Source organism: Sulfitobacter dubius, assembly GCF_027214245.1.
Classification (GTDB): Bacteria; Pseudomonadota; Alphaproteobacteria; order Rhodobacterales; family Rhodobacteraceae; genus Sulfitobacter; species Sulfitobacter dubius_A.
Window position 1 is genome coordinate 487,928 of record NZ_JAPWHM010000004.1, and the last position, 22,232, is coordinate 510,159.

Below are 22,232 nucleotides of genomic sequence, written 5' to 3' on the forward strand. Positions count from 1 at the left end.
GGGATATCCCATTGATGTAAGCGGCGCGCGCGGCAGGTCAAAGGCCCACCCCGCAAAAGGAAGCGCGGCCACCGGGGCCGCGCATCGTTTTATTGATCAAGGAAGCTGCGCAGCTTGCGCGAGCGGCTCGGGTGTTTGAGCTTGCGCAGTGCCTTGGCTTCGATCTGGCGAATACGTTCGCGGGTGACCGAGAACTGCTGACCGACTTCTTCGAGCGTGTGGTCGGTGTTCATGCCGATGCCAAACCGCATCCGCAGGACACGCTCCTCCCGCGGGGTGAGCGAGGACAGCACGCGCGTCGTGGTCTCCTTGAGGTTTTCCTGAATGGCGCTGTCGAGCGGCAGCACGGCATTCTTGTCCTCGATGAAATCGCCCAGCTGGCTGTCTTCCTCATCGCCGATGGGCGTCTCAAGGCTGATCGGCTCTTTAGCGATTTTCATCACCTTGCGGACCTTTTCGAGCGGCATCTGCAGCTTCTCGGCCAGTTCTTCGGGCGTCGGCTCGCGGCCGATTTCGTGCAGCATCTGGCGACCGGTCCGAACCAGCTTGTTGATCGTCTCGATCATATGCACCGGAATACGGATGGTGCGCGCCTGATCCGCGATCGAACGGGTGATCGCCTGACGGATCCACCATGTGGCGTAGGTCGAGAATTTATAGCCGCGACGGTACTCGAACTTATCCACGGCCTTCATCAGGCCGATGTTACCTTCCTGAATGAGATCAAGGAATTGCAAGCCGCGGTTCGTGTACTTCTTGGCAATGGAGATCACGAGGCGCAGGTTCGCTTCGACCATTTCCTTCTTGGCCTGACGAGCTTCTTTTTCGCCCTTCTGGACCTGCTGCACGATACGGCGAAATTCAGAGATATCAAGACCGACATACTGACCGACCTGCGCCATGTCAGCGCGCAATTCTTCGACCTTGTCGCTAGAGCGTTCGATAAACATCTGCCAACCGCGACCGGACTTCTCGGCCATCCGCTCCATCCAGTTGGGATCAAGCTCATAGCCGCGGTAGTTGTCGACGAACTCCTTGCGGTTGATGCGCGCTTGGTCGGCAAGCTTTACCATCGCGCTGTCGATCTGCATGATGCGACGGTTGATGCCGTAAAGCTGGTCGATCAGGGCTTCGATACGGTTGTTGTGCAGGTGCAGTTCATTCACCAACAGCACGATCTCGGACCGCAGCTTTTGGTACATTGCCTCCTGATCTTTGGTGAAAGACCCGTCTTCGTTCAGCGTGGCCGAAATGCGGCTGTCCTGCATCGCGCTAAGCTTTTCGTAGTCATCCGCGATGATGTCGAGTGCTTCGAGGACCTGAGGTTTCAGCGCCGCTTCCATGGCCGCAAGGCTCATGTTGGCCTGTTCGTCCTCATCGTCATCGTCGTCGGAAGAGATCGGGTTGCCGTCGGCGTCGTACTCGGGCTTGGAGTCTTCGCTCTTGGTCTCGGTCCCGGCGGCAGGGGCCACGACCGGCGTGGTTTCTTCCTCATCGCCCATCTGGGTTCCAAAGGTCGCCTCAAGGTCGATCACGTCGCGCAGCAGAATGTCTTCGGACAGAAGTTCGTCGCGCCAGATGGTAATCGCCTGAAACGTCAGCGGGCTTTCGCAGAGCCCGGCGATCATCGTGTTGCGGCCGGCCTCAATCCGCTTGGCGATGGCGATCTCGCCCTCACGGCTAAGCAACTCGACGCTGCCCATCTCGCGCAGGTACATGCGGACCGGATCATCGGTGCGGTCGAGTTTTTCAGAGGTGCCAGAGGACAGGGCCACATCACGGTTGGACTCGGTGGTCGTGACTTCGGTCGAGCCTTTGTTCTCTTCCTCTTCGGCCTCTTCGTCTTCGATGATGTTGATGCCCATTTCCGACAGCATCGACATCACGTCTTCGATCTGTTCCGAGCTTACCTGATCGGGCGGCAGCACCGTGTTGAGCTGATCATAGGTGATATAGCCCTTCTCGCGGGCCTCGCCGATCATCTTCTTCACGGCGGCTTGGCTCATGTCGAGCGAGTGGCCAGCCTCTGAATCGTTGCTCTTTGCGTCGTCATTCGTATCTTTGGCAGCCATCTCATGCTCCTTCAGCGCGTCAGCGCGAATCATCCGCAGACGATTCGGTTTTCCGAATCATGCGGGGTTATTGGTGATTCTTAAACCCGTTGCCCAGCATTTTCAAAAAGTCCTGCAAATGGGCCACGCTGATGCCTCATCCGCGACCCTTCGACTTCTCATATTTAATCGTTCCAAGCAGCGCATCCAATGCACTGCGTTCATCGCGGTCCATGGTCATGCCGTTGTCGCCCACGTCGAATTCACCGTTGTTGTCTTCTTGTGCACTGCGCCGGGCCATGTCGGCGGCGCGGGCTGCTTCGCTCAGACGCCAAGTGACCCCCTCGTCTGCCGGGCCGCTTAGGTCTTCTACGGCTTCTGCAATTTCCTCGTTCAGCCCGCGGGCAGCGTCCAGTTTGGCCAGTTCCTCCGCCACGGTCAGCCGGGTCATTTCGACATTGCCGGGATTGCGGATGCAGGGCGTGATCGCAACCTGGCGTTGCCCCTTCATGTTTTCAAGTGTCTCCCAGCCGAGGGAATAGGAAATCTCTTCGCGCAGCACATCTTCACCGGTATGGCCAAAGCGCAGCAGCAGGTCGCGCAGCCGCGCATGGTCGGGGTCCGCGCAGCCCATCCCCTCCAACCCGGTCTCGAAGGTTTCGATCAACTGAGGGCAGTCCACGAGGGCGACGAGGATTACCGCCTCGCGCAGATGCATGCCCACCTGTTCATCGCTCATCGCCACGAGGGCCGAGGCTTTCGTGCTCGCCAAAGGTGCCAGCGGCGCGCCCCATGGAGCACCCTTGCCTCCTTTGCCCCCGCCCTTGCCCGGCCCTCTGCCGCCCACGGGGCGAAAATCAGGGCGCTGTTTTTGCGAGCGAAACAGGTCCCACCGGAGGTCTTTGATCTCTTGCCCATAGTGGCTGCGGATCGACGGATCGCGGATAAGTTTAATCTTTTCACGCAGACTTTTATCCAGCGCGGCCTTGCGTTCGGGGCTATCAAAGACTTTGCCCTCGGTCTCGCGCTGCCACAGCAAGCGCACCATGGGCAGGGCGCTGTCCAAGAGCTTTTGCAAGGCCCCGGCCCCTTGGGCCCGCAGCAGATCGTCGGGGTCCTGCCCCTCGGGCATCACCGCGAAACGCAGGCTTTGCCCGGCCTCTAGCAGCGGAAGCGCCAGATCGATCAATCGAAGCGCCGCGCGCTGGCCCGCCGCATCGCCGTCCAGCGTGATAATCGGCTCGGGCGCGATCCGCCAGAGCATCTGCAACTGGTTCTCGGTGATCGCGGTGCCAAGCGGGGCCACGGCCCCCTCGAACCCCGCCCCATGCAGGGCAATCACATCCATATAGCCTTCGGCGACGATCAGCGGCTGACCCCGCCCTGCGGCGGCGCGGGCGTCTTTCACGTTGTAAAGGCTGCGGCCTTTGTCGAAGAGTTCGGTCTCAGGCGAGTTGAGGTATTTCGCCTTATCCTCGGGGTCCATCGCGCGACCGCCAAAAGCGATCGCCCGCCCCCGCGCATCGCGAATCGGGAACATGATCCGGCCCCGGAAAGTGTCATAGGGCTTGCCGCCCTTGGACGAGGGTTTCGCCAGCCCCGCGCCGAGGATCAACTCATCCGCGACGCCCTTAGATTTGAGGGCATCCCATAGACCCTGCCAACTGTTCGGCGCAAAGCCAATCTCCCAATGCGCCTGCGCCTGTTCCGAGAGGCCGCGCTTGGCCAGATAGTCCCGCGCCGCCCCCGCAGCCCCGGTGCGCAATTGCAGGCGGAACCACTGCACCGCTTGCTCCATGACCTCGGCCAGTTGGGTACGCTTGTCAGCCTTAGCCTGCGCGCGGGGGTCTTGCTTGGGCACCGGCATGCCGACTTCGCGGGCGATGATCTCAACCGCCTCCATAAAGCTCACATTCTCGGTCTCGCGCACGAAAGAGATCGCGTCCCCCTTCGCGTGACAACCAAAGCAGTAGTAGAACCCCTTGCGGTCATCGACGTGGAAGCTGGCCGATTTCTCCTGATGGAAGGGGCACGGCGCCCACATGTCGCCCTTGCCCTGATTGGACTTTCGATTGTCCCATATGACCTTGCGCCCCACCACCTGAGACAGGCTGGCGCGGTCACGCAGTTCTTCCAAAAATCCAGGGGGCAGGCTCATGACTTCATATACCGGGCGGGGCGGATCAGAGTCCAGAGGAGGCAGGTCAGCCACGGGCGGCAAAGCGCCCTTCCATAATGGGCAGCGCCCCTGCCCAGTATGATGCTTGTCAGCTTACTGCGCGAGGCACATTTCTTTCCATGCAGCGGAAAGATCGTTCTTTTTCACATCGCGCATTTTCATTTCATAGACCCAAGGGGTCACCAGCGGGATCGCGGTGTTAAAGCTCTCGGGCCATGTTGCCTTGGCCTTCACGGCGGCGGGCACTTCGCGTTCCTTCACCCGGTCCAGCCGCGCCTGCTGCACGGCGGCGACCACGGCGGCCTGATGCATACAGCTGTCTTCTTTTTTCGAGGCCGCCAGCGCCGGGCCCGAGACCGCCATGCTCATCGCGGCCAACGCGGCGAAAATCGTTTTGTTCATGTCTATGCTCCATCGTTTGCCAAACGGGGATTCGGGCCCCCGCCGGACAACCTAGCGCCGCGATGCCACCGCTTCCATAGCGCGGCGCAATTCCTGCACCAAAGTGGCGGCCATCGACCGATAGACCATTAGCAGAAAACCGGTCTCGGTGCGGGTGATCGAGGCGGGCATGTCGCGCAATTGGCTGCGTAGAGTATCGCCGGGTTGGAAGACGCTGTCGCGCAGGTCCACCGGGGCCAAACGCGCCAAGACGTCTTCGGCCCCCGACCCCTGCAGTTCCGCCACCGCCCATCCGTCTGAGACATCGACGAGGGCCGCGTGTTTCCTCAGCGCCTCGCCCGGCGCAACACCGACGAGCAGCGCTTCGTCCCCACCGAACCACAGGCAGCGGGCATCGCCCTTGGCAGTGCTGCGTAGCGGGTCCGGCAAGGCGAGGCCATGGGCCGCCTCAAGCGCCTCTGACAGGCCCGCCCGATCAAACACGCCCAGCACGGTCAACTGGCCCAGATCACGGGCCGCCACCGTCATGTCGCCGATGTGCAGCGAGAGCAGCTCGCCGAACGGCGTTTGCGCTTTCAATTCAACCACGGGCGCGCCCTCCTTCCGGGTCCACAAAGACCGGGGCGCAGATCTCCACCTCCGCCTCAATCTCGCGCAGATGATCGACCATGCGCATCACCTCCCCATGCCGTGCGCGGCCCCGGTTGACGAAGCCCAGCCCGATAAAGGTGCCGACATCCGGCGAAAAGCCGACCGAAGTCGTATGCCCCTGCGCATTCTCGCGGCGCGCCTCGGCCCCGGCTTCGAACAGAAACGCCCCTGCGGTCAACTGCTTCACCGCGCCCACAGGCCGCAGCCCCACCAGTTGCGCGCGGCTTGGATCGCGCAGGCCGGGGCGTTCCGACATGGTTTTGCCAATACAGTCCTTTGCGTCCGACAGCATCCGCCCCATGCCGATATCCTCCGCCGTGGTGCGGCCGTCGATCTCTGCATGGGTGATATGGCCCTTTTCCAACCGCAGCACGTTGAGCGCCTCCATCCCATAGGCGCCGCCCTCCAGCGCCTCGGCCCGGGTGACCAGCAGGTCGAACAGCGCCGCGCCATAGCGCGCGGGCACGGCGATCTCATAGGCATGTTCGCCCGAGAAAGAGATGCGGAACAGCCGCGCCGCGACACCGCCGAGCCGCACGCTACCGCAGGCCATGAAGGGGAAACTGTCATTGTCGATCGGCTGCTCCAGCAGCCCGTTCATCAATTCGCGCGCCTTCGGCCCTGCCACGGCAAACTGCGCCCAATGTTCGGTGACCGAGGTCAGATGCACCTGCCACTCAGGGTGCAGACATTGGGTGACGAATTCCAGATGCCGCATCACTTCGCCTGCTGCACCCGTGGTGGTGGTCATCAGGAAATGCGTCTCGCCCAACCGCGCGCAGGTGCCATCGTCCATGACGAAGCCATCTTCGCGCAGCATCAAACCATAGCGCACTTTGCCGACCTTTAAGGTGCTGAACTTATTCGTATAAACCAGATCGAGCAGCTTGGCCGAATCCGGCCCCTGAATGTCGATTTTGCCCAAGGTCGAGACATCGCAGATGCCCACCGCCTTACGCACGAACCCGACCTCGCGGTCACAAGACTGCCGCCAGTTGCGTTCCTGCCCGCGTGGGAAATAGCTGGGGCGATACCACAGCCCCGCCTCGACCATCGGTGCACCCATGGCAAGGCTGGCGGCATGGCTGGTGGTCAGCCGCTCGGGCGCAAAGCCCTTGCCCTGCCCGCCCGCGCCCATGGCCGAAATGGTGACCGGCGTATAGGGCGGGCGGAAGGTGGTCGTGCCCGTCTCGGCGATGCCGCGCCCCGTGGCATCGGCCAGAACTGCCAGCGCCGCTACGTTGGAGTTTTTGCCCTGATCGGGTGCCATGCCTTGGGTCGTGTAGCGCTTCATATGCTCAGCAGAGCGGAAGCTCTCTGCCGCCGCCTGCTGCACGTCTTTCACACAGACATCGTTCTGAAAATCGAGCCACGCCCGGCCCTTGCCCGGCACCGCCCAAAGCGGGGCAAGGTGGAAGGGCGCGTCATCGGCCTGCGGCAGGTCCATGGGCTCTGGCTTGCGGCCCAACGCCTCCAGCGCGTCCCCGGCCGTGGCCACACCCGCCGCAAGGCAGCCGTGGGTCGAGAAGGTGCCGTTGCAGGCCCCCGCCACATGCATCCCCGGCACCGCGCCGGGGGTCGGTACGAAAGCGTGGATCGCGGGATCCCAAATGGGTCGCGCGCCCAAATGGCAGGTCAGATGCACCGAAGGATTCCAACCGCCCGACATGGCCAGACAGTCGGCCTGTATCTTATGCTCTCCGCCCGCTGTGCGGATGGTCACGGCCTCCAATTCCTTGCGGCCCGAAGCGTTGCAGACCACGGCACCGCGCAGCACCGGGAAATCCGCATTTTGGACGGTGATACCCTCACGGCTGTCGATCAACGCGGCCACATGCACCCCCGCCGCCGACAGATCGCGGGCGGTGCGATGCGCGTCGTCGTTGTTACCAAAAACCGCGACCTGCTTGCCCGTCGCCACGCCCCAGCGGTTCAGATACGCCCGCACCGAACCCGCAGTCATGATGCCGGGGCGGTCGTTATTGGCGAATGCCACCGGACGCTCCAATGCGCCGGACGCGAGGATCGATTGCTTGGCCGCGATGCGCCAAAAACACTCCAGCGGCGCGCCTTCGCCCCGCCGCGCGCGGTGTTGGTTGACCCGCTCCAACGCGCCGAACATGCCGCCGTCATAGGCGCCGGTGACCGTCGTGCGGGGCATCAGCCGCACATTGTCCATCTCCGCCAGTTCCGCTACCACGCCCGCCGCCCATGCATGACCCGGCTCACCATCGACGTGCTCGCTCTCGGCATTCAGCCGCCCGCCCATCAGCGCATCTTCGTCGGCAAGGATCACATCCGCCCCCGCCCGCGCCGCCACCAGCGCCGCCATCAGACCCGCCGGCCCTGCGCCGATCACCAAGAGATCGCAAAAGGCATAGGCTTTCTCATAGGCGTCGGCATTGGGTTGGCCGCTCAACCGCCCGAGCCCCGCCGCGCGGCGGATCACCGGCTCGTAGATGTGCTTCCAGAATTTGCTCGGCCACATGAAGGTCTTGTAATAGAACCCCGCCCCCAGAAACGGCGACGCCAGATCGTTCACCGCCATCACGTCGAAATCAAGGCTCGGCCAAGCGTTCTGGCTGCGCACCTGCAAGCCTTCGTAAATCTCTTGCATCGTAGCGCGAACGTTGGGCTCCGATGCGGGGCCAACCCCGGTGGTCACCAGCGCGTTCGGCTCTTCACTGCCCGCGCTGAGCACCCCGCGCGGGCGGTGATATTTGAATGACCGCCCCATCAGCCGCTGACCGTTCGCCAGCATGGCCGAGGCGACCGTGTCGCCCGCAAAGCCGTCATAGCGCCGCCCGTCGAAAGTAAAGCTGACCGGCGTCTCCCGGTCGATCAATCCGCGCCCTGCGATCCTCATGCCATGGCCCTTTTCACATCAGACGCCAGTTCGACGGCGTGAACCGCATGGGTCCCCGTATCGCGGGTGACGACCAGCCACGCGCCGCAGCCGCCCTCATGCTGCCACAGGTCGCGGGTCTCTCCCGCCGGGTTGTCGCGCAGGTGAAGGTAAGCATCCCAATCCTCTTCCGAGGCGCCGGGCGCGGGCCGCGCTAAGGCGATGGCATCGCCGCGATAATAAAACTCCCGCCGGTCCCGGCTGCCGCAAATGGGGCATTCAATCCGCATGGTCGCCCTCCCTCAATGCAAGTTATGCTGAAACCCGGTGGCCTCTTCATCCATCAGACCTTCGCCCGAGCGGAACCGGTCGAGCCGGAAGCCCGCCGCCGTCTCATGTGGTTGGCCCGTCGCCATCAGATGCGCCAGCGCATAGCCCGAGGCCGGCACCGCCTTGAAACCGCCGTAACACCAGCCGCAATCGATGAACAAACCCTCGGTCTCGGTCTTGTCGATGATCGGGCTGCCATCGGGCGTCATGTCCATGATCCCACCCCAAGAGCGCAGCACGCGGGCCTTGCCGAGCATCGGCATCAGGGTCATCCCTGCCTCCATCACATGTTCCATCATCGGCAGATTGCCGCGCTGCGCGTAGGAGGCGTAGAAATCCAGATCGCCGCCAAAGACCAAGCCGCCCTTGTCAGACTGGCTGATATAGAAATGCCCCATGCCAAAGCTGATCACATGGTCGATCACGGGCTTTAGCCCTTCGGAGACGAAGGCCTGCAACACATGGCTCTCGATTGGCAGGCGCATCCCGGCCATGGCAGCGACTTGGCCCGAGCGCCCTGCCGTGACGATCGCTACCTTCTTGGCCCGGATCGCCCCGCGCGTGGTCTGCACGCCACGCACGCGGCCATTTTCAATGTCGATGCCGGTGACTTCGCATTGCTGGATCAGATCAACACCGCGCTGGTCCGCGCCGCGCGCATAGCCCCACGCCACCGCGTCATGGCGTGCCGTGCCACCGCGCCGGTGCAGCAACCCGCCGTGGATCGGAAAGCGCCCATTGTCGTAATCCAGATAGGGCAGCAGTTTGCGCAGACCCTCGCGGTCAAGCAGTTCCGCATCGTCGCCTTGGTTGATCATCGCATTGCCGCGCCGGGCCGAAGCATCGCGCTGCGCGTCTGAGTGAAACAGGGTGATCACGCCGCGCTGGCTGAACATCACGTTATAGTTCAACTCCTCCGACAGCCCTTCCCAGAGTTTCAGCGAATGGCTGTAGAACTCGGAATTGCCGGGCAGAAAGTAATTGCCGCGCACCACGGTCGTGTTGCGCCCGACGTTGCCCCCGCCGAGGTAGCCTTTTTCAAGCACCGCGATATTCGTCATGCCGTGGTTCTTGGCAAGGTAGTAGGCCGTGCTTAGCCCGTGCCCGCCACCGCCAATGATCACCGCGTCATATTCCGCCTGCGGTTCTGGATCGCGCCATTGCGCCGTCCAACCCCGATTGCCGGTCAAGCCTTCGCGCAACACCCGCAGTCCTGAAAATCGCATCATTCGCCTCCCCCGGTCTTGCCGCAGTCAAGCAACTTGGGGCGCAAGTATCAATGACCGAAAACGCCCTCTGCCCCCATCGTGGGCCCGGTCAGCAAAAAGGGGCGCACTGCGCCCCTTTTTCGTTCACTTAAGGGAAATACGCCCCCTCAAAGCCCTTTGGCGTGATAGCTCGCCGCGACCTTTTCGATCGAGACGAGATAGGCCGCCGTGCGCAGGTCATCGACATCGTCGCGGCTGTGCCAGACATGGGCCATCGCCTCATAGGCCGTGCGCATCGTGTCGTCCAAACCAGAGCGGACCAGCTCCAACTCGCCCGCGCCGCGCAGATACTTCTCTTTGAAGTTCGGGCTCAGCGTCCAGCCCAGATCCTTATCCGCGCTCAGCCGCTCAAGCTCATCCACCACCAGTTGGTGACGCGATTCCTCGGCGCGGCGCTGCATACGGCCAAAGCGGATGTGGCTAAGGTTCTTGACCCACTCAAAGTAAGAGACCGTCACACCGCCCGCGTTAGCATACATATCCGGCACGATAACCGTGCCCTTCTTGCGCAGCACCTCATCCGCCCCGGCGGTCACAGGGCCGTTGGCCGCCTCGATGATCAGCGGCGCTTGGATACGCTCGGCATTGCTGAGGTTGATGACGCCTTCAAGCGCGGCAGGGATCAAGATATCGCATTCTGCTTCCAGAAACTTGGCGCCATCTTCCTCAAACTTCGCATCAGCGTAGCCTTTGATGCTGCCGTGCTTTTCGATCCACTTGTGCACGGCTTCGACGTTCAGCCCGTCTTCGCTGTGCAGCGCGCCATCGCGTTCGATGATCGCGGTGATCTTTGCGCCATCCTCTTCGCTCAGGAACTTGGCGGCGTGATAGCCCACATTGCCGAGCCCCTGAATGATGACCCGCTTGCCCTCAAGCTTACCGCTCAGACCGGCTTTCTTCAGCCCCTCCGGATCACGGAAGAAGGCTTGCAAGGCATATTGCACGCCCCGGCCCGTCGCCTCGGTCCGGCCTTGGATGCCACCCGCGTTGATCGGCTTACCGGTGACACAGGCGACACCGTTGATGTCGGTGGTGTTCATGCGTTTGTATTGATCCGCGATCCACGCCATCTCACGCTCGCCAGTGCCCATGTCGGGGGCGGGCACGTTCTGCGCGGGGTTGATCATATCGCGTTTGATCAGCTCATAGGCGAAACGCCGGGTGATCAGCTCAAGCTCATGCTCGTCGTAGTCGCGAGGGTCGATACACAGCCCGCCCTTGGAGCCGCCAAAGGGCGCTTCGACCAGCGCGCATTTGTACGTCATCAGCGCCGCCAGCGCCTCAACCTCGTTCTGGTTCACGGCCATGGAGTAGCGGATGCCGCCCTTCACGGGCTCCATATGTTCGGAATGGACCGAGCGGTAGCCGGTGAAAGTATGCATACGGCCCCGTAGGCGGACGCCGAAACGCACCGTGTAGGTGGCGTTACAAACGCGGATTTTCTCTTCAAGACCGGGTGGCAAATCCATCAGCGCGACCGCGCGGTTGAACATCAGGTCCACACTGTCGCGGAAACTCGGCTCATTGGCTGGATTCATCGGTCTCTCCTCTTCTTGTCTGGCCGCATTACCTCTGTTGCGGGGCGCGACTCATCTGGCTGCCCTAGGGGCATGCTGCCGCACCGTAGGACGCCTCATGACGGGGTGCGACCTAATTCAGCGCGATTTTCAAAACTTTATCAACCGTGGGTAGGGCCGGAAAACACGCCCTCCCCGTTCGGTGGAAATCAGCCAACCTTAGGGGGTCATATCCATGAAAACCTGCCCGGAACGCTGTCTATTGCCTCAGATGCGCCAAACTCTGGACACTTTCCCACAGCACAACAAGGGCAAGGCAAATGCCGCCCATTCCCTTTGGTGCCCGCAGGACGCCACAGGAAGAAAGGTTGATGACGATGCGCAAGACATCTCACAGTTCGGAACGTTCCCCGCGGCCCCTGCCCGCGCTGCTTCGGCGTTTTGCGCGGGAAGAAGACGGGTTGGTCACGCTTTTCGCCATTCTGATGATCCTGTTGATGATCCTTTTGGGCGGTGTCGGGGTGGACCTGATGCGCCATGAACGTGAACGCTCTCGGGTGCAGGCCGTGGCCGACCGCGCCGTACTGGCGGCAGCTGATCTTGATCAGACGCTCAGCCCCGAAGCTGTTGCCCGCGACTATTTCGACAAGGCAGGGCTGGCCGAATATGTCTCAAGCGTCACGGTCGAAGAAGGGCTGAACTACCGCCGCGTCACAGTCGATGCCTCCCATACCCTGAACACCATGTTCATGAGCAAATTCGGCCAAGACAGCCTGCGGGTGCCCGCCAAATCTCAGGCCGAGGAAAAGGTCAGCAAGGTCGAGATTTCCATGGTGCTCGATATCTCCGGCTCGATGCGGGAGAACGGCAAGATGGCCAACCTGCACGATGCTAGCGATGCCTTCATCGACACGGTGATCAAACCCGAGAACGCCGATCTGATCTCAATCTCGGTGGTGCCCTATACCGCGCAGGTGAACGTCGGGCAGGACATCATGAATGAGCTGAACGTCACGCAATTGCACTCCTTTTCGCACTGCGTCGACTTTGCCGACAGCGAATTTGATCTCACCGCCATCAGCCAGACCCGCAGCTATGAGCATATGCAGCACTTCGAGGCGGGATATAGCTGGAACGGCTATGACCGCGAGAACACCGGGCGCTATGACAACATCTACAATCCCGGCTGCCCGAAACAAAGCTATGAAGAGGTGGCCGCCTTTTCGCAGAACGCCGCCGCGCTGAAGGCCCGTATCTCAAATTTTCAGCCTCGCGCGAACACCGCCATCCATCTGGGGATGAAATGGGGCGTGGCCCTGCTTGACCCGTCCTTCCGGGCGATCAATCAGGCCATCGGCGGCGAGGCTGCATTTCAAGATCGTCCGGCGGCATATGATGATATCGAGACGCTTAAGACAGTGATCCTGATGACCGACGGCGTGAACGTGACCACCCGCCGGATCAACCCGCAGGTCTATGCCAACATAGACCACTACCGCCACTGGAGCGATTACCCCTTTTATTGGTGGCTCAACCGCAATGTCCGCTCAAGCGAGCAATACCGCTGGTATTACACCAAATACACCGCCTCGCGGGCCGACGCCCTGCTGGACAACATCTGCGACGCGGCCAAGGCCAAGGGCATCGTGATCTGGTCGATCGGCTTTGAGGTGACCGACCATGGGGCGTCGGTCATGAAAAACTGCGCCTCTTCCGACAGCCATTTCTTCCGCGTTGAAGGGGTCGAGATCGTCAGTGCCTTTGAGGCCATCGCCCGGCAAATCAACCAGTTGAGGCTGACGCAATGATACAACGCAGCATCAAAGCATGGCGCCGGTTTCGCGGCGATGAGGACGGATCGGCGATGCTGATAGAATTCGCCATCCTGTCGCCGCTGCTCTTTGGCTGTCTGCTTATGTCGGTCGAAATGAGTTTTTACGCCATCCGCCACATGCTCCTTGATCGGGGCTTGGACATGACGGTGCGCTATATCCGGCTGAACACCAACACGCCGATGACGCATCAGACCATCAAGGACAAAATCTGTGAATCGGCAATCTACTTGGAAGACTGCAGCGACACCCTGCGCCTTGAGATGATCCAAGTGGATCCGCGCAATTTTGCGACTTTCGATCAGTCTCCCGATTGCGTCGACACCTCCGAAGACCCCAAACCGGTGCGCGGCTGGACCCTCGGGGTGGAGCATCAGTTGATGCTGCTGCGCGCCTGCGCCCGGTTTAAACCCTTTTTTCCGACCACCGGCCTTGGCTATGCCCTTCAGAAAGACGGCGCGGGCCGTGTTTCCATGGTCTCCAGCGCGGCCTTCGTACAGGAGCCGAACTGATGCCTACGCTCATCTCTCTGCTGGCCCGGTTCAAAGGGCGCGAAGACGGCTCGATCGCCGTTGAAACGGTGATTATGCTGCCGCTGATGTTTTGGGCCTATCTGGCAATGTATTCGACCTTTGACACCTTCCGCATGTATAACCTCAACCAGACGGCGGCCTATACCGTGGGAGATGCCATCTCGCGGGAGACGCAGGCGATTGACCCAGACTACCTGCAAGGAATGCAGCAACTTTTCGAATATCTCACCCGTGGCACAGGACAAACCGACATGCGGGTCAGCTCGATTTGGTATGATGAGGCCAACAACCGCTACCATACGGATTGGTCGCAGGTGCGCGGCACCCCCACCCCTCTGACCAGCGATGACGTGCGCGATTGGCATGACAAGCTGCCGGTGATGCCCAACAACGAACGTGTCACCTTGGTCGAGACATGGCGCGATTTCGAGCCACTGTTCAAAACCGGGCTGGAGCGCCGCGATATCTATAACTTCGTCTTCACCCGTCCGCGCTATGCGCCGCGCACGGTCTGGTCGGACGGTTAAGCCGCGTCACGCTCGGCCAGTTTGGCGCGGATGATCTCGGCGATCAGCTTGGTCTCGTTGGCCGGGGTCATGCCACCGACACCGATACGGCGGCCAAGGCTCCACCACAGGCCCAAGCGCCAGCCCCGCGCCACGCGGCGGTTGGTTTTGAGCAGGAAACCGTTGGAGGGTTTGACCGCAAAAGCACCCTGATCGATGCGGGCGATCTCATCCATGCGGACGATCACCCGGCCATCGGCATCGCGTAGCGCCTCATTGGTAAGTTCCACGCCACTGGCGGTTGAGCGGCGCATCAATTCGGCAATGCCGATGAACCCCAGCCCCACCAACGCCAGCGCGATCTGCCACCCCGGATCGGGCGAGCGGGTGAGCGCGGAATAGATCAGCAACAGCCCCAGCCCCGCCAGCGACAAAAGCCCCACCCCGCGCCGCGCCGGAGAGGCTTTGGCTCTGGCCAGCACGGTTTCCGCGCCGCTGTGCATCGTTTGGGGGGTATCGGTCATCGGCCGGGCTTTCTGAGGGGCAATGGGGCCGCACGCCTGCCGCCGCCTGCCAATTTCATTCGCCCTCGGCCTAGCCCGCCGCCCCGCAAAGGGCAAGACCGCGCGCCCGGGGGCGCCCTGCCCGATTAACGCTCAGCCTTGCCTTCGCGCTTGTCTTTTTTGCGGGCGTGCCCAGCTTGCAACCGCTCCTGCAGCTTGTCGGCATAGGCCTTGCGGGCGACGGTATCCATCGCGCTGACCTCGGCCAGCCATGCGTTATGGGCCACGGTTTGAACACTGGCCGCAGCCTCTCCTTGCGCGGCGAGCACCGCCGCGGCCACATCCGCCTGAAACGGCTCTGCCCGCAGCGCGGCAAGCATCTCGTCATAAAGCGCACGCCGCGCCGCCCGGTCTAGGTGATGCGCCGTGCCGCTGCTGCGCATCTTGCCGTGCAGATCGCGCCGCGCTTCGGGCGGCAGCGCCTGCACATAGGGCGAAGCATAGCTGCGCAGCCCCGGCAGATCGCCATCGCCGCGCGGCCCCGGCCCGCCATGACGCCACATCGCCCCGCCAAGCGCGCCGAGGATCATCACGTTCAGCGCCAGCGACAGACCAAGCGCCAAGCGCATCAGCCGCTTGCGCCGTGGTGTGGGAACCTGTGTCATCTCAACTTTCCTCCATGTCCCAGCCAAAACCACCCAGTTCTGTGCCTGTATCGGCTTCGCCCGTGTCCAATGTCTCGGCCGTCCATGTACCAGAGACGAATTGCCCGGCGAGATCCGGCATGCCCTCAGGCGGGGCAACGCCGACCCAAACCCCAACCGCCGCGGCGGTGGCAAGACCGCTTAGCCCTGCCGCACCGCCCAAAAGCTGCCAAAGTGCATGGAGCCACGGCTGGCGCGCTGCTTTGGGCATATGCGCTTCGGCATCGGCCAGAACCCGCGCCTGCAGATCGGCAGAGACCTGTGGCGGATTGGCCCGGGCTGCGGCAAAGAAATCTTCCAGTCCGTCGTCCCTCAATGCGTCGTCAAAATCATTCATTTTCAAACCCCAATGCGTCCCGTTGCGCAGATAGCTGCGCGGCCAACGCCCGTTTGCCCCGTGCGGTCAGGCTCTCCACCGCTTCCACCCCAATGCCCAACACTTCGGCAATCTCGGGGTTTGCCATACCGTCAATATGCCGCAAGACCACCGCCTGACGCTGCCGGTCGGGCAGGCTGGCCAGCGCCTGTTGCAGCGCGTCCACACGGGCCGCCTGCTGCATCTTTTGCGCCGCGCCGGGTGCCGGATCGGCGGGTTCAGCCACGTCATCAAGCCCCGTCGCCCCCGCACCGCGACGCCGCAGGCGGTCGGTGCAGAGGTTGGCCACGACGCGGTAGACCCAAGTGGTCACCTTGGCCTCTCCTGTGCGCCACTTCGGCGCTTGGCGCCACAGACGCAACATCGCCTCTTGGGCCACATCCTCTGCCTCGGCGCGGTCGCCCAGCACCCGCAGCGCGTGGCCGTGAATGCGCGGCACCAGGCGGGCGGTCAACAGCCGCGCCGCCGCCGCATCGCCACTGGCGTAGCGCTGCAACAACTCGGCATCCGCATCGTGCTGCTCGTCGGACAAATCCTGCATCCCGTCCATCGCTAAGGCCCGGGCGCGCCATGATCAAGCGCGCCCGGCGCATCAATTAGTCGCGCTGCGGCTTGTCATGGTCCATCTTGTGGCCCTTGCCGTGCCGCTTGCCATGCATTTTCTTCGCCGCTTCGAACTCTTCGGCGCTGATGCTGCCGTTCTCGTCCTTGTCCAGACGCTCGAACATCTTGGCGGGGTCGTGGCGCTGCGTCATTTCTTCCATCGACAGCTTGCCGTCGTCATTGGCGTCCATACGCTCGATCATGCGCTCGCCGCCTTTGTCACTGCGCTTGCCATCCTTTTTACCGTCGCGCTTGTCGCCGCGTTTGTCACCCATGGCTTCCAGCTCAGAGGCGTCGAGGCTGCCGTTGCCGTCGGTGTCGAAGCGCTCCAGCATCTTGGCCGAACGCTCGGCCCGACGCGCATCGCCTGCGGCTTTCAGCTCTTCGCCGGTCACGAAACCGTCGCCATCGGCGTCAACCTTGGCAAAACGCGCCTCGGCATGGGCCTGAAACTCTGCCTGTGTGATCTCACCGTTGCCGTCGCTGTCAAGCTGCTGGAACCGGTCCTGCCCGCTTTGCTGCGCGGTGGCGGCGACGGCACCGATGGCCAGCAATCCGCTGAGGGCTGCGATCTTCATGTTTGTACGAATGGTCATCTTGATACTCCTCGTTTTTTAAAGACCGTCTCACGCTTTTGCGCCGCGATCACAGGGTCAAACGGATGCCGCCGGAACTTCCGTCGCAGGTTTTCGGACTTTTTCTTAAAAAGGCACCACAGCCCCAGCCTGCGCGACATGGCGCCGCAACGGCAGCCTCGGGGCTTTTCATTTCATGCCTCAGGTTGCATCTATCCCCCAACCAAAGGATCGCTTCCATGTCACAGACACAGCAACTCTCTCCCGACACCGTAGAGACCCAAGACAGCGAAGAGCGGCCCCGCCTGCCCGCCATGCTGCGCGGCTGGCGTGGCAAATGCCCCTCTTGCGGGGGCGGGCAGTTGTTGCACGGCTATCTAAAGGTGAACGACGATTGTGCCGTCTGCCGCCAAGAGTTCCACCACCACCGCGCCGATGACGGCCCGGCCTATCTGACCATCCTGCTCGTCGGTCACCTGTTGGCACCGGGGCTGCACATCGCCTTTGTCGTTTGGCGGCCCGAGCCTTTGACCCTGTTCACCATTTTTGCGGTTGGCTGCACGGCGCTGTCGCTCTACCTTCTGCCCAGACTGAAGGGGGCCATGATCGGCTTTCAATGGGCCAAAAGGATGGGCGGTTTCGGCGGCAACACCTAGCGCGGCCCGCCCTTCGGCCCCTGACCGCCGGAGCATCGCCGCATGACCATCGACAAGACCAAAATCCGCAACGCCGCCACAGTGATCGTGCTGCGCGACCGCCATGTGACGCCGCATATCCTGATGGGGCAACGGGGGGCCAAGGCGGCGTTCATGCCCAATAAATTCGTTTTTCCCGGTGGTGCAGTCGATGCGACCGATGCGCAAGTGCCGCTGGCCGCTCCGGTGAATGAACTCTGTCACGGCAGGCTCTGCGACGATGCAGAACCGTCCTTGGCCCATGCCATCGCCGTCGCGGCCATCCGTGAGTTGTGGGAGGAAACCGGGCTGGTGCTGGGCCACAAGGGGACTTGGGAGGGCGACGTGCCCGCCGATTGGAAAACCTTCGCCGCCACCGGCCATCTGCCTGACGCCTCCGCCCTGCAATTCGTGTTTCGCGCACTGACCCCTCCGGGCCGGCCGCGCCGTTTCGATGCGCGGTTCTTCCTTGTGGATGCCGATGACATCGCCAGCGACCCAGATGATTTCGACGCCGCCTGTGATGAGCTTTCGCATCTACAATGGGTGCCGCTCAGCCGTGCGCGGTCGTTTGACATGCCTTTCATCACCGAGGTCGTGCTCGCCGAAGTCGCCGCCCGCGCGCGCGATACCAACCCGCCCGCCTCGGTCCCGTTTTTCAAAAACAACGACGAAGAGAGCCTGTTCCTGCGTCTACATGGCCGCCCGATGACGGGCTAAGTCGCCAGCACCAGCACTAGGATCGACAGCGCCAGCACGGCCATCCCCGCCCATTCCCGCCCCGAAATCCTTTCGCGGAAGAACAGGGTCGAGGCGGCGATGCTCAGCATCAACTCCACCTGCCCTAAAGCCTTCACATAGGCCGCATTTTGCAGGGTGAAGGCGATGAACCAGCACAGCGAGCCCCCCATCGAGGTCAGCCCGATCCAGACCGCCACCCGCCGCGCCGCCCAGACCCGCCGCATCTGCCCCGGTTCGCGCAGGCGCAGCCAAACGGCCATGATCAGCGTCTGCATCAGCACCACCGCCGCCAGCGTCACACCGGCGCGCAGCAGCGGATCATCTGAAACCACGGCCAATGACGCGCCGCGATAGCAGACCGCCGAAATGGCGAACAAAAAACCCGAAGTAATCCCCAGCCCCGCCGCGCGGTTGCGCAGATCGGCCAACCGCAGCCCCTTGGCCTCGGCCCCGCCAGAAAGTAGCAGCAGCCCCGCCACGCCAAGCGCAATGGCCGCGAACCCCGCGCCAGAGACACCTTCGCCCAACACGATCCAGCCCATCAGCACGGTCTGGATCACTTCGGTCTTCTTAAAGGTGATGCCGACGGCAAAATTGCGTTGCTTGAACAGCAGCACCACGCAGACCGTTGCCATGATCTGCGCCGTGCCGCCCATCGCACCGTACAGCCAGAACCCCGGCCCTAGCGCCGGCAACCCCTGCCCGCTAAGGCCCAGATAGAGTGGCAGCAGTAGCGCGATGAAGGGCGCAGAGTAGAGAAACCGCGAAAACGTCGCCCCGCCCGCCGACAGGGTATCGGTCGCCAGATGCTTTTGCAGCATGAAGCGCCCGGTTTGAAAAACGGCGGCAGCAAGGGTGACGAGGATCCACAGATCGGGGGCGAAAATACTGTCCATAACAGCCTATAGGCCGAAGCCGGGCGGCAGTGCCAGCGCCGTCACGGTCAGCGCCTCATTTGCAGCGCACTGATGTCATAGCCGTTGAAATCCAAAATTTCTTGCGCCGCGGTGATCCGGTCTTCGCCGCCTGTCGCCTGACGGTCAAGGATCCAGCCATAGCCCCCCTCGGGGCTGCCGATGGCGGCGGTGCGGAAGCCTTCATCGACCCAAAGCACCCAGAAGGCGCGCTCGGCCCCACCCACGGCGGCGCGCATGGTATAGCGCCCCGGCCCCTCTTCGCTCAGCGCCCAGAGGTCGCGCCGGTCGGTGCAAACCCCGGCAGCGTCGCAGGACCGTCGGTACTCGATCAGGGTCGGCCCCTGCGGCGCGAAAGTCACTGCTTGCAGATTGGCATCCCCCGGAAAGGCCGCCCGGACCTGCCAATCACCGCCAAACCGCGCCGCGTCATAGCGGCTAGTGGCCCCGATCAGCGCATCGGCATTGCGAAAGCCGGTCTGCGCGGGCGGCGGTGCGCTGCGGTTGCAGGCGGCCAGTGCGCCGAGCAACACCAGCACAGCGACACGGCGCGCCCCAGAAGATGCGAAACGGCCCATCAATAGGGCATCGGATGGGATTTATGCGCCGCATCAAGGTCGGCCATCACCTCATCGCTCAGGGTCACGTCGGCCCCGCCAAGCGCCACATCAAGCTGCTCTAGGCTCGTCGCGCCGAAGATGACCGATCCCATGAAGGGCCGCGTCGCGCACCACGCCATCGCCATCTGCACCGGGTCGAGCCCATGTTTCTGCGCCACATCAAGGTAGGCGGCAACCGCCTCAAAGGCGCGGGGTGTGACGCGACCCCCCAAATCTTCGTTCAGCGAGAGGCGTGATCCGGCGGGCACTTCGCCACCCTGATATTTCCCGGTCAGCAGCCCTGCGGCGAGGGGTGAGAAAGACAGCATGTCGATCTGTTCGTTCACACATGTTTCCGACACATCGGTATCGGCCAAACGGCACATCAGCGAATATTCGTTCTGCACCGATATCGGGCGCGGCCCGCCCGTACGCTCGGCCACGGCGGCCCATTGGGTCAGCCCCCAAGCGCTTTCGTTGCTCAGGCCGAACGCGCGGATCGTGCCCCGCTCAACCTCGCGCTGCAGCGCGCCGAGGGCGTCTTCCATATGGGCGATTGTCTCGGCCCGGTTCTGACCCGAGGGGTCAAAGGTCCAGTTCTTGCGGAACATATAGCTGCCGCGATTGGGCCAGTGAAATTGGTAAAGGTCGATGTAATCCGTCCGCAAGCGCTTCAGCGAGCCTTCGATGGCGCCGGGGATCGTGGCGGAGGAAATCGGCGCGCCGTCGCGGGCGTGTTGCATCCCCTCGCCGGAATGTTTGCTGGCCAAGACCACCTCATCGCGGCGCTTGTCCCGGGCAAACCACTGGCCAATGATCTCTTCCGTCCGGCCAATCGTCTCGGCGCTGATCGGGTTCACGGGATACATCTCGGCCGTGTCGATGAAGTTGATCCCGGCCTCCAGCGCGCGGTCGATCTGTGCGTGGCCCTCTTCGGCGGTGTTCTGTGTGCCCCATGTCATGGAGCCCAGACAGAAATGCGAGACCTCGATATCGCTTGAGCCGAGCTTGTTCATCTTCATCTTGTGGTCCTCGCTTGTGATTTGCCCGCAACCTAGCCGCCTGCCCGGCCTTCGCAAGGGCAATTGCCAAGCGCCGATCCATGGGCCCCGGCAAAAGCGTAAAATGGCTGCATTCTCCCTTCCCCTCGCCGGGCAATGGACGCAATGTGCGCCTATGCGCCTGCTCATTTCCTTTGCCGCTCTCTTTTTCTCGGTCATCTTGCTGCAACTCTCGACCGGGGGTGTGGGGCCGCTCGACGTGCTCTCGGGGCTGCAGCTTAATTTCTCGCGGCAGGAAATCGGTATGTTGGGCTCGGCGCATTTTCTGGGGTTTTTCATCGGCTGTTGGTGGGCACCGCGTTTGATGGGCAGCGTCGGCCACAGTCGGGCCTTTGCCGCCTTCACCGCCGCCGGGTCGATCGGATTGATGGCGCATATGATGGTGGTGGACCCTTACGCATGGGGCCTGATGCGGGTGGCGTCGGGCATGTGCGTGGCCGGGTGCTATACGGTGATCGAGGCATGGATGCAGGCCAAGGTCACCAATGAGACGCGCGGGCGCACCATGGGCGTTTACCGGGTGGTCGACATGAGCGGTTCGCTCGCCGCGCAGCTGATCGTCGGCGTGCTCGCCCCGGCGTCATATGTCTCGTATAATCTGCTCGCCATCGGCTGCTGTGCCGCACTTTTGCCCCTGACGCTGACCAAAGTCCGCCCGCCTGAGACGCCCAACCAACCAAGGCTGCGCCCGCGCCTCGCCTTTGACCGCTCGCCCTTGGCGGCGGCGGGTGTCGTGGTAGCAGCGGTCTCTAGCGCGTCCTTCCGGATGGTCGGCCCGATCTACGGGCAAGAGGTGGGGCTCAGCGCCACACAGATCGCATGGTTCCTCGCCGCCTTCGTGCTGGGCGGAGCGCTCGCGCAATATCCGATGGGGATGCTGGCCGATAAATACGACCGCCGCTGGGTTCTAATCTGGCTCTCGGTTGCGGCGATGGTGGGCTGTGCTGTCACGGTGATGGGCGCGGGCTATGGCACCATGGGGATCATGCTTTCGGCAGGGCTCTTCGGGGCCACGACATTCCCGATCTATTCCGTTTCTGCCGCCCATGCCCATGATTTCGCAAGCTCTGACGAACGTGTCGAACTGTCTGCCGCCTTAATGTTCTTTTTCGCCGTGGGCGCCATCGGCGCACCCTATCTTGCCTCTGTGCTGATCGACGGTTTCGGTGCATCGGCGTTGTTCGCGATGATCGCGGCGGCGCATGGGGTGCTGGTGGTCTTTGGCCTAGCCCGGATGCGCGCCCGCCCCACACGGACCGACCGCACGCCCTACGTTTATGCCCCGCGCACCACCTTCCTCATCGGACGGCTCTTGGGCCGCACCCGAGACCGCGACTAGACTATTCCCGTCTTTTGCTGGCAACAGCG

22 protein-coding genes are annotated in these 22,232 nt (G+C 62.6%); 6 read left to right on the forward strand and 16 right to left on the reverse strand.

What is annotated here, in order from left to right:
* Nucleotides 1–89: 89 nt before the first annotated feature.
* The 8 genes from rpoD to O4H31_RS12495 all read right to left on the reverse strand — a co-directional run bounded on the left by rpoD (nt 90) and on the right by O4H31_RS12495 (nt 11,264).
* Nucleotides 90–2,072: an RNA polymerase sigma factor RpoD gene (gene rpoD, locus O4H31_RS12460; protein WP_269346204.1), complete on the reverse strand. Its 1,983-nt coding sequence runs from the start codon at nt 2,070–2,072 to the stop codon at nt 90–92.
* Nucleotides 2,073–2,208: 136 nt separating this feature from the next.
* Entirely contained in the window at nt 2,209–4,209 is a 2,001-nt protein-coding gene (dnaG, locus tag O4H31_RS12465; protein ID WP_269346205.1) for a DNA primase, read from the reverse strand.
* Nucleotides 4,210–4,323: 114 nt separating this feature from the next.
* The gene (locus O4H31_RS12470) at nt 4,324–4,632 is read right to left on the reverse strand and encodes a hypothetical protein (RefSeq protein WP_067626514.1); all 309 of its coding nucleotides are present in this window, start codon (nt 4,630–4,632) and stop codon (nt 4,324–4,326) included.
* Nucleotides 4,633–4,683: 51 nt separating this feature from the next.
* Complete coding sequence (locus O4H31_RS12475; RefSeq protein WP_269346208.1) at nt 4,684–5,220, reverse strand: sarcosine oxidase subunit gamma; 537 nt, start codon at nt 5,218–5,220, stop codon at nt 4,684–4,686.
* The gene (locus O4H31_RS12480; protein ID WP_269346210.1) at nt 5,213–8,149 is read right to left on the reverse strand and encodes a sarcosine oxidase subunit alpha family protein; all 2,937 of its coding nucleotides are present in this window, start codon (nt 8,147–8,149) and stop codon (nt 5,213–5,215) included. Before O4H31_RS12480 ends, O4H31_RS12475 begins: the two co-directional genes overlap by 8 nt.
* The gene (locus tag O4H31_RS12485; RefSeq protein WP_269346212.1) at nt 8,146–8,418 is read right to left on the reverse strand and encodes a sarcosine oxidase subunit delta; all 273 of its coding nucleotides are present in this window, start codon (nt 8,416–8,418) and stop codon (nt 8,146–8,148) included. The genes O4H31_RS12480 and O4H31_RS12485 overlap by 4 nt, the downstream gene beginning before the upstream one ends.
* 12 nt (nt 8,419–8,430) lie before the next feature.
* A complete protein-coding gene (locus tag O4H31_RS12490) occupies nt 8,431–9,684 on the reverse strand; it encodes a sarcosine oxidase subunit beta family protein (protein WP_269346214.1) in 1,254 nt (417 codons plus the stop codon).
* Nucleotides 9,685–9,833: 149 nt separating this feature from the next.
* Nucleotides 9,834–11,264: a Glu/Leu/Phe/Val family dehydrogenase gene (locus tag O4H31_RS12495; RefSeq protein ID WP_269346216.1), complete on the reverse strand. Its 1,431-nt coding sequence runs from the start codon at nt 11,262–11,264 to the stop codon at nt 9,834–9,836.
* Nucleotides 11,265–11,620: 356 nt separating this feature from the next.
* Here O4H31_RS12495 and O4H31_RS12500 point away from each other — a divergent pair, with 356 nt between their 5' ends.
* From O4H31_RS12500 to O4H31_RS12510, 3 genes are read left to right on the forward strand one after another with little or no spacing between them, the layout of a single operon-like run.
* Entirely contained in the window at nt 11,621–13,051 is a 1,431-nt protein-coding gene (locus tag O4H31_RS12500; RefSeq protein WP_269346218.1) for a Tad domain-containing protein, read from the forward strand.
* On the forward strand, nt 13,048–13,587 hold the full coding sequence (locus O4H31_RS12505) for a TadE/TadG family type IV pilus assembly protein (protein ID WP_269346220.1): 540 nt from the start codon (nt 13,048–13,050) through the stop codon (nt 13,585–13,587). Before O4H31_RS12500 ends, O4H31_RS12505 begins: the two co-directional genes overlap by 4 nt.
* Nucleotides 13,587–14,135 (forward strand): TadE/TadG family type IV pilus assembly protein, encoded by a 549-nt coding sequence (locus O4H31_RS12510; RefSeq protein ID WP_269346222.1) that lies wholly within the window; start codon nt 13,587–13,589, stop codon nt 14,133–14,135. Before O4H31_RS12505 ends, O4H31_RS12510 begins: the two co-directional genes overlap by 1 nt.
* On the opposite strand, the gene O4H31_RS12515 is transcribed toward O4H31_RS12510, so the two are convergent.
* The 5 genes from O4H31_RS12515 to O4H31_RS12535 form a co-directional block, all read right to left on the reverse strand.
* A complete protein-coding gene (locus O4H31_RS12515; RefSeq protein WP_269346224.1) occupies nt 14,132–14,638 on the reverse strand; it encodes a hypothetical protein in 507 nt (168 codons plus the stop codon). The two genes, O4H31_RS12510 and O4H31_RS12515, sit on opposite strands and share 4 nt — an antisense overlap.
* A 125-nt stretch (nt 14,639–14,763) precedes the next feature.
* A complete protein-coding gene (locus O4H31_RS12520) occupies nt 14,764–15,282 on the reverse strand; it encodes a periplasmic heavy metal sensor (protein ID WP_269346226.1) in 519 nt (172 codons plus the stop codon).
* 1 nt (nt 15,283) lies between these two features.
* Nucleotides 15,284–15,658 (reverse strand): hypothetical protein, encoded by a 375-nt coding sequence (locus tag O4H31_RS12525; RefSeq protein WP_269346228.1) that lies wholly within the window; start codon nt 15,656–15,658, stop codon nt 15,284–15,286.
* A complete protein-coding gene (locus tag O4H31_RS12530; protein WP_093925725.1) occupies nt 15,651–16,247 on the reverse strand; it encodes an RNA polymerase sigma factor in 597 nt (198 codons plus the stop codon). The genes O4H31_RS12525 and O4H31_RS12530 overlap by 8 nt, the downstream gene beginning before the upstream one ends.
* 46 nt (nt 16,248–16,293) lie before the next feature.
* Nucleotides 16,294–16,896 (reverse strand): EF-hand domain-containing protein, encoded by a 603-nt coding sequence (locus O4H31_RS12535; RefSeq protein WP_269346230.1) that lies wholly within the window; start codon nt 16,894–16,896, stop codon nt 16,294–16,296.
* Between the two features lie 218 nt (nt 16,897–17,114).
* Between O4H31_RS12535 and O4H31_RS12540 the strand changes: the two genes are divergently transcribed.
* Complete coding sequence (locus tag O4H31_RS12540) at nt 17,115–17,531, forward strand: DUF983 domain-containing protein (protein WP_093925723.1); 417 nt, start codon at nt 17,115–17,117, stop codon at nt 17,529–17,531.
* A 42-nt stretch (nt 17,532–17,573) separates the two neighbouring features.
* Nucleotides 17,574–18,269, forward strand: a complete 696-nt coding sequence (locus tag O4H31_RS12545) for an NUDIX hydrolase (protein WP_269346233.1) — start codon at nt 17,574–17,576, stop codon at nt 18,267–18,269.
* Here the strand turns inward: O4H31_RS12545 and O4H31_RS12550 are convergent.
* Genes O4H31_RS12550 through O4H31_RS12560 form a run of 3 tightly spaced genes read right to left on the reverse strand, consistent with a single transcriptional unit; the run spans nt 18,266 to nt 20,825 of the window.
* Complete coding sequence (locus O4H31_RS12550; protein ID WP_269346235.1) at nt 18,266–19,186, reverse strand: DMT family transporter; 921 nt, start codon at nt 19,184–19,186, stop codon at nt 18,266–18,268. The genes O4H31_RS12545 and O4H31_RS12550 overlap by 4 nt on opposite strands.
* Before the next feature lie 47 nt (nt 19,187–19,233).
* Nucleotides 19,234–19,782 (reverse strand): lipocalin family protein, encoded by a 549-nt coding sequence (locus O4H31_RS12555; protein ID WP_269346237.1) that lies wholly within the window; start codon nt 19,780–19,782, stop codon nt 19,234–19,236.
* On the reverse strand, nt 19,782–20,825 hold the full coding sequence (locus O4H31_RS12560) for an aldo/keto reductase (RefSeq protein WP_269346239.1): 1,044 nt from the start codon (nt 20,823–20,825) through the stop codon (nt 19,782–19,784). The genes O4H31_RS12555 and O4H31_RS12560 overlap by 1 nt, the downstream gene beginning before the upstream one ends.
* Before the next feature lie 154 nt (nt 20,826–20,979).
* Here O4H31_RS12560 and O4H31_RS12565 point away from each other — a divergent pair, with 154 nt between their 5' ends.
* Nucleotides 20,980–22,203: an MFS transporter gene (locus O4H31_RS12565; RefSeq protein WP_269346241.1), complete on the forward strand. Its 1,224-nt coding sequence runs from the start codon at nt 20,980–20,982 to the stop codon at nt 22,201–22,203.
* Nucleotides 22,204–22,232: the final 29 nt, after the last annotated feature.

What these genes read in the sequence shown, in the direction of transcription:
- O4H31_RS12510 (WP_269346222.1), top strand. Translation starts at nt 13,587, where the DNA reads ATGCCTACGCTCATCTCTCTGCTGGCCCGGTTCAAAGGGCGCGAAGAC.
- O4H31_RS12565 (WP_269346241.1), top strand. Translation starts at nt 20,980, where the DNA reads ATGCGCCTGCTCATTTCCTTTGCCGCTCTCTTTTTCTCGGTCATCTTG.
- O4H31_RS12485 (WP_269346212.1), bottom strand. Translation starts at nt 8,418, where the DNA reads ATGCGGATTGAATGCCCCATTTGCGGCAGCCGGGACCGGCGGGAGTTT.
- O4H31_RS12520 (WP_269346226.1), bottom strand. Translation starts at nt 15,282, where the DNA reads ATGACACAGGTTCCCACACCACGGCGCAAGCGGCTGATGCGCTTGGCG.
- O4H31_RS12535 (WP_269346230.1), bottom strand. Translation starts at nt 16,896, where the DNA reads ATGACCATTCGTACAAACATGAAGATCGCAGCCCTCAGCGGATTGCTG.
- O4H31_RS12495 (WP_269346216.1), bottom strand. Translation starts at nt 11,264, where the DNA reads ATGAATCCAGCCAATGAGCCGAGTTTCCGCGACAGTGTGGACCTGATG.
- O4H31_RS12560 (WP_269346239.1), bottom strand. Translation starts at nt 20,825, where the DNA reads ATGAAGATGAACAAGCTCGGCTCAAGCGATATCGAGGTCTCGCATTTC.
- O4H31_RS12490 (WP_269346214.1), bottom strand. Translation starts at nt 9,684, where the DNA reads ATGCGATTTTCAGGACTGCGGGTGTTGCGCGAAGGCTTGACCGGCAAT.
- dnaG (WP_269346205.1), bottom strand. Translation starts at nt 4,209, where the DNA reads ATGAGCCTGCCCCCTGGATTTTTGGAAGAACTGCGTGACCGCGCCAGC.
- O4H31_RS12550 (WP_269346235.1), bottom strand. Translation starts at nt 19,186, where the DNA reads ATGGACAGTATTTTCGCCCCCGATCTGTGGATCCTCGTCACCCTTGCT.
- O4H31_RS12555 (WP_269346237.1), bottom strand. Translation starts at nt 19,782, where the DNA reads ATGGGCCGTTTCGCATCTTCTGGGGCGCGCCGTGTCGCTGTGCTGGTG.
- O4H31_RS12515 (WP_269346224.1), bottom strand. Translation starts at nt 14,638, where the DNA reads ATGACCGATACCCCCCAAACGATGCACAGCGGCGCGGAAACCGTGCTG.
- O4H31_RS12530 (WP_093925725.1), bottom strand. Translation starts at nt 16,247, where the DNA reads ATGGACGGGATGCAGGATTTGTCCGACGAGCAGCACGATGCGGATGCC.
- O4H31_RS12525 (WP_269346228.1), bottom strand. Translation starts at nt 15,658, where the DNA reads ATGAATGATTTTGACGACGCATTGAGGGACGACGGACTGGAAGATTTC.
- O4H31_RS12480 (WP_269346210.1), bottom strand. Translation starts at nt 8,149, where the DNA reads ATGAGGATCGCAGGGCGCGGATTGATCGACCGGGAGACGCCGGTCAGC.
- rpoD (WP_269346204.1), bottom strand. Translation starts at nt 2,072, where the DNA reads ATGGCTGCCAAAGATACGAATGACGACGCAAAGAGCAACGATTCAGAG.
- O4H31_RS12500 (WP_269346218.1), top strand. Translation starts at nt 11,621, where the DNA reads ATGCGCAAGACATCTCACAGTTCGGAACGTTCCCCGCGGCCCCTGCCC.
- O4H31_RS12505 (WP_269346220.1), top strand. Translation starts at nt 13,048, where the DNA reads ATGATACAACGCAGCATCAAAGCATGGCGCCGGTTTCGCGGCGATGAG.
- O4H31_RS12470 (WP_067626514.1), bottom strand. Translation starts at nt 4,632, where the DNA reads ATGAACAAAACGATTTTCGCCGCGTTGGCCGCGATGAGCATGGCGGTC.
- O4H31_RS12540 (WP_093925723.1), top strand. Translation starts at nt 17,115, where the DNA reads ATGTCACAGACACAGCAACTCTCTCCCGACACCGTAGAGACCCAAGAC.
- O4H31_RS12545 (WP_269346233.1), top strand. Translation starts at nt 17,574, where the DNA reads ATGACCATCGACAAGACCAAAATCCGCAACGCCGCCACAGTGATCGTG.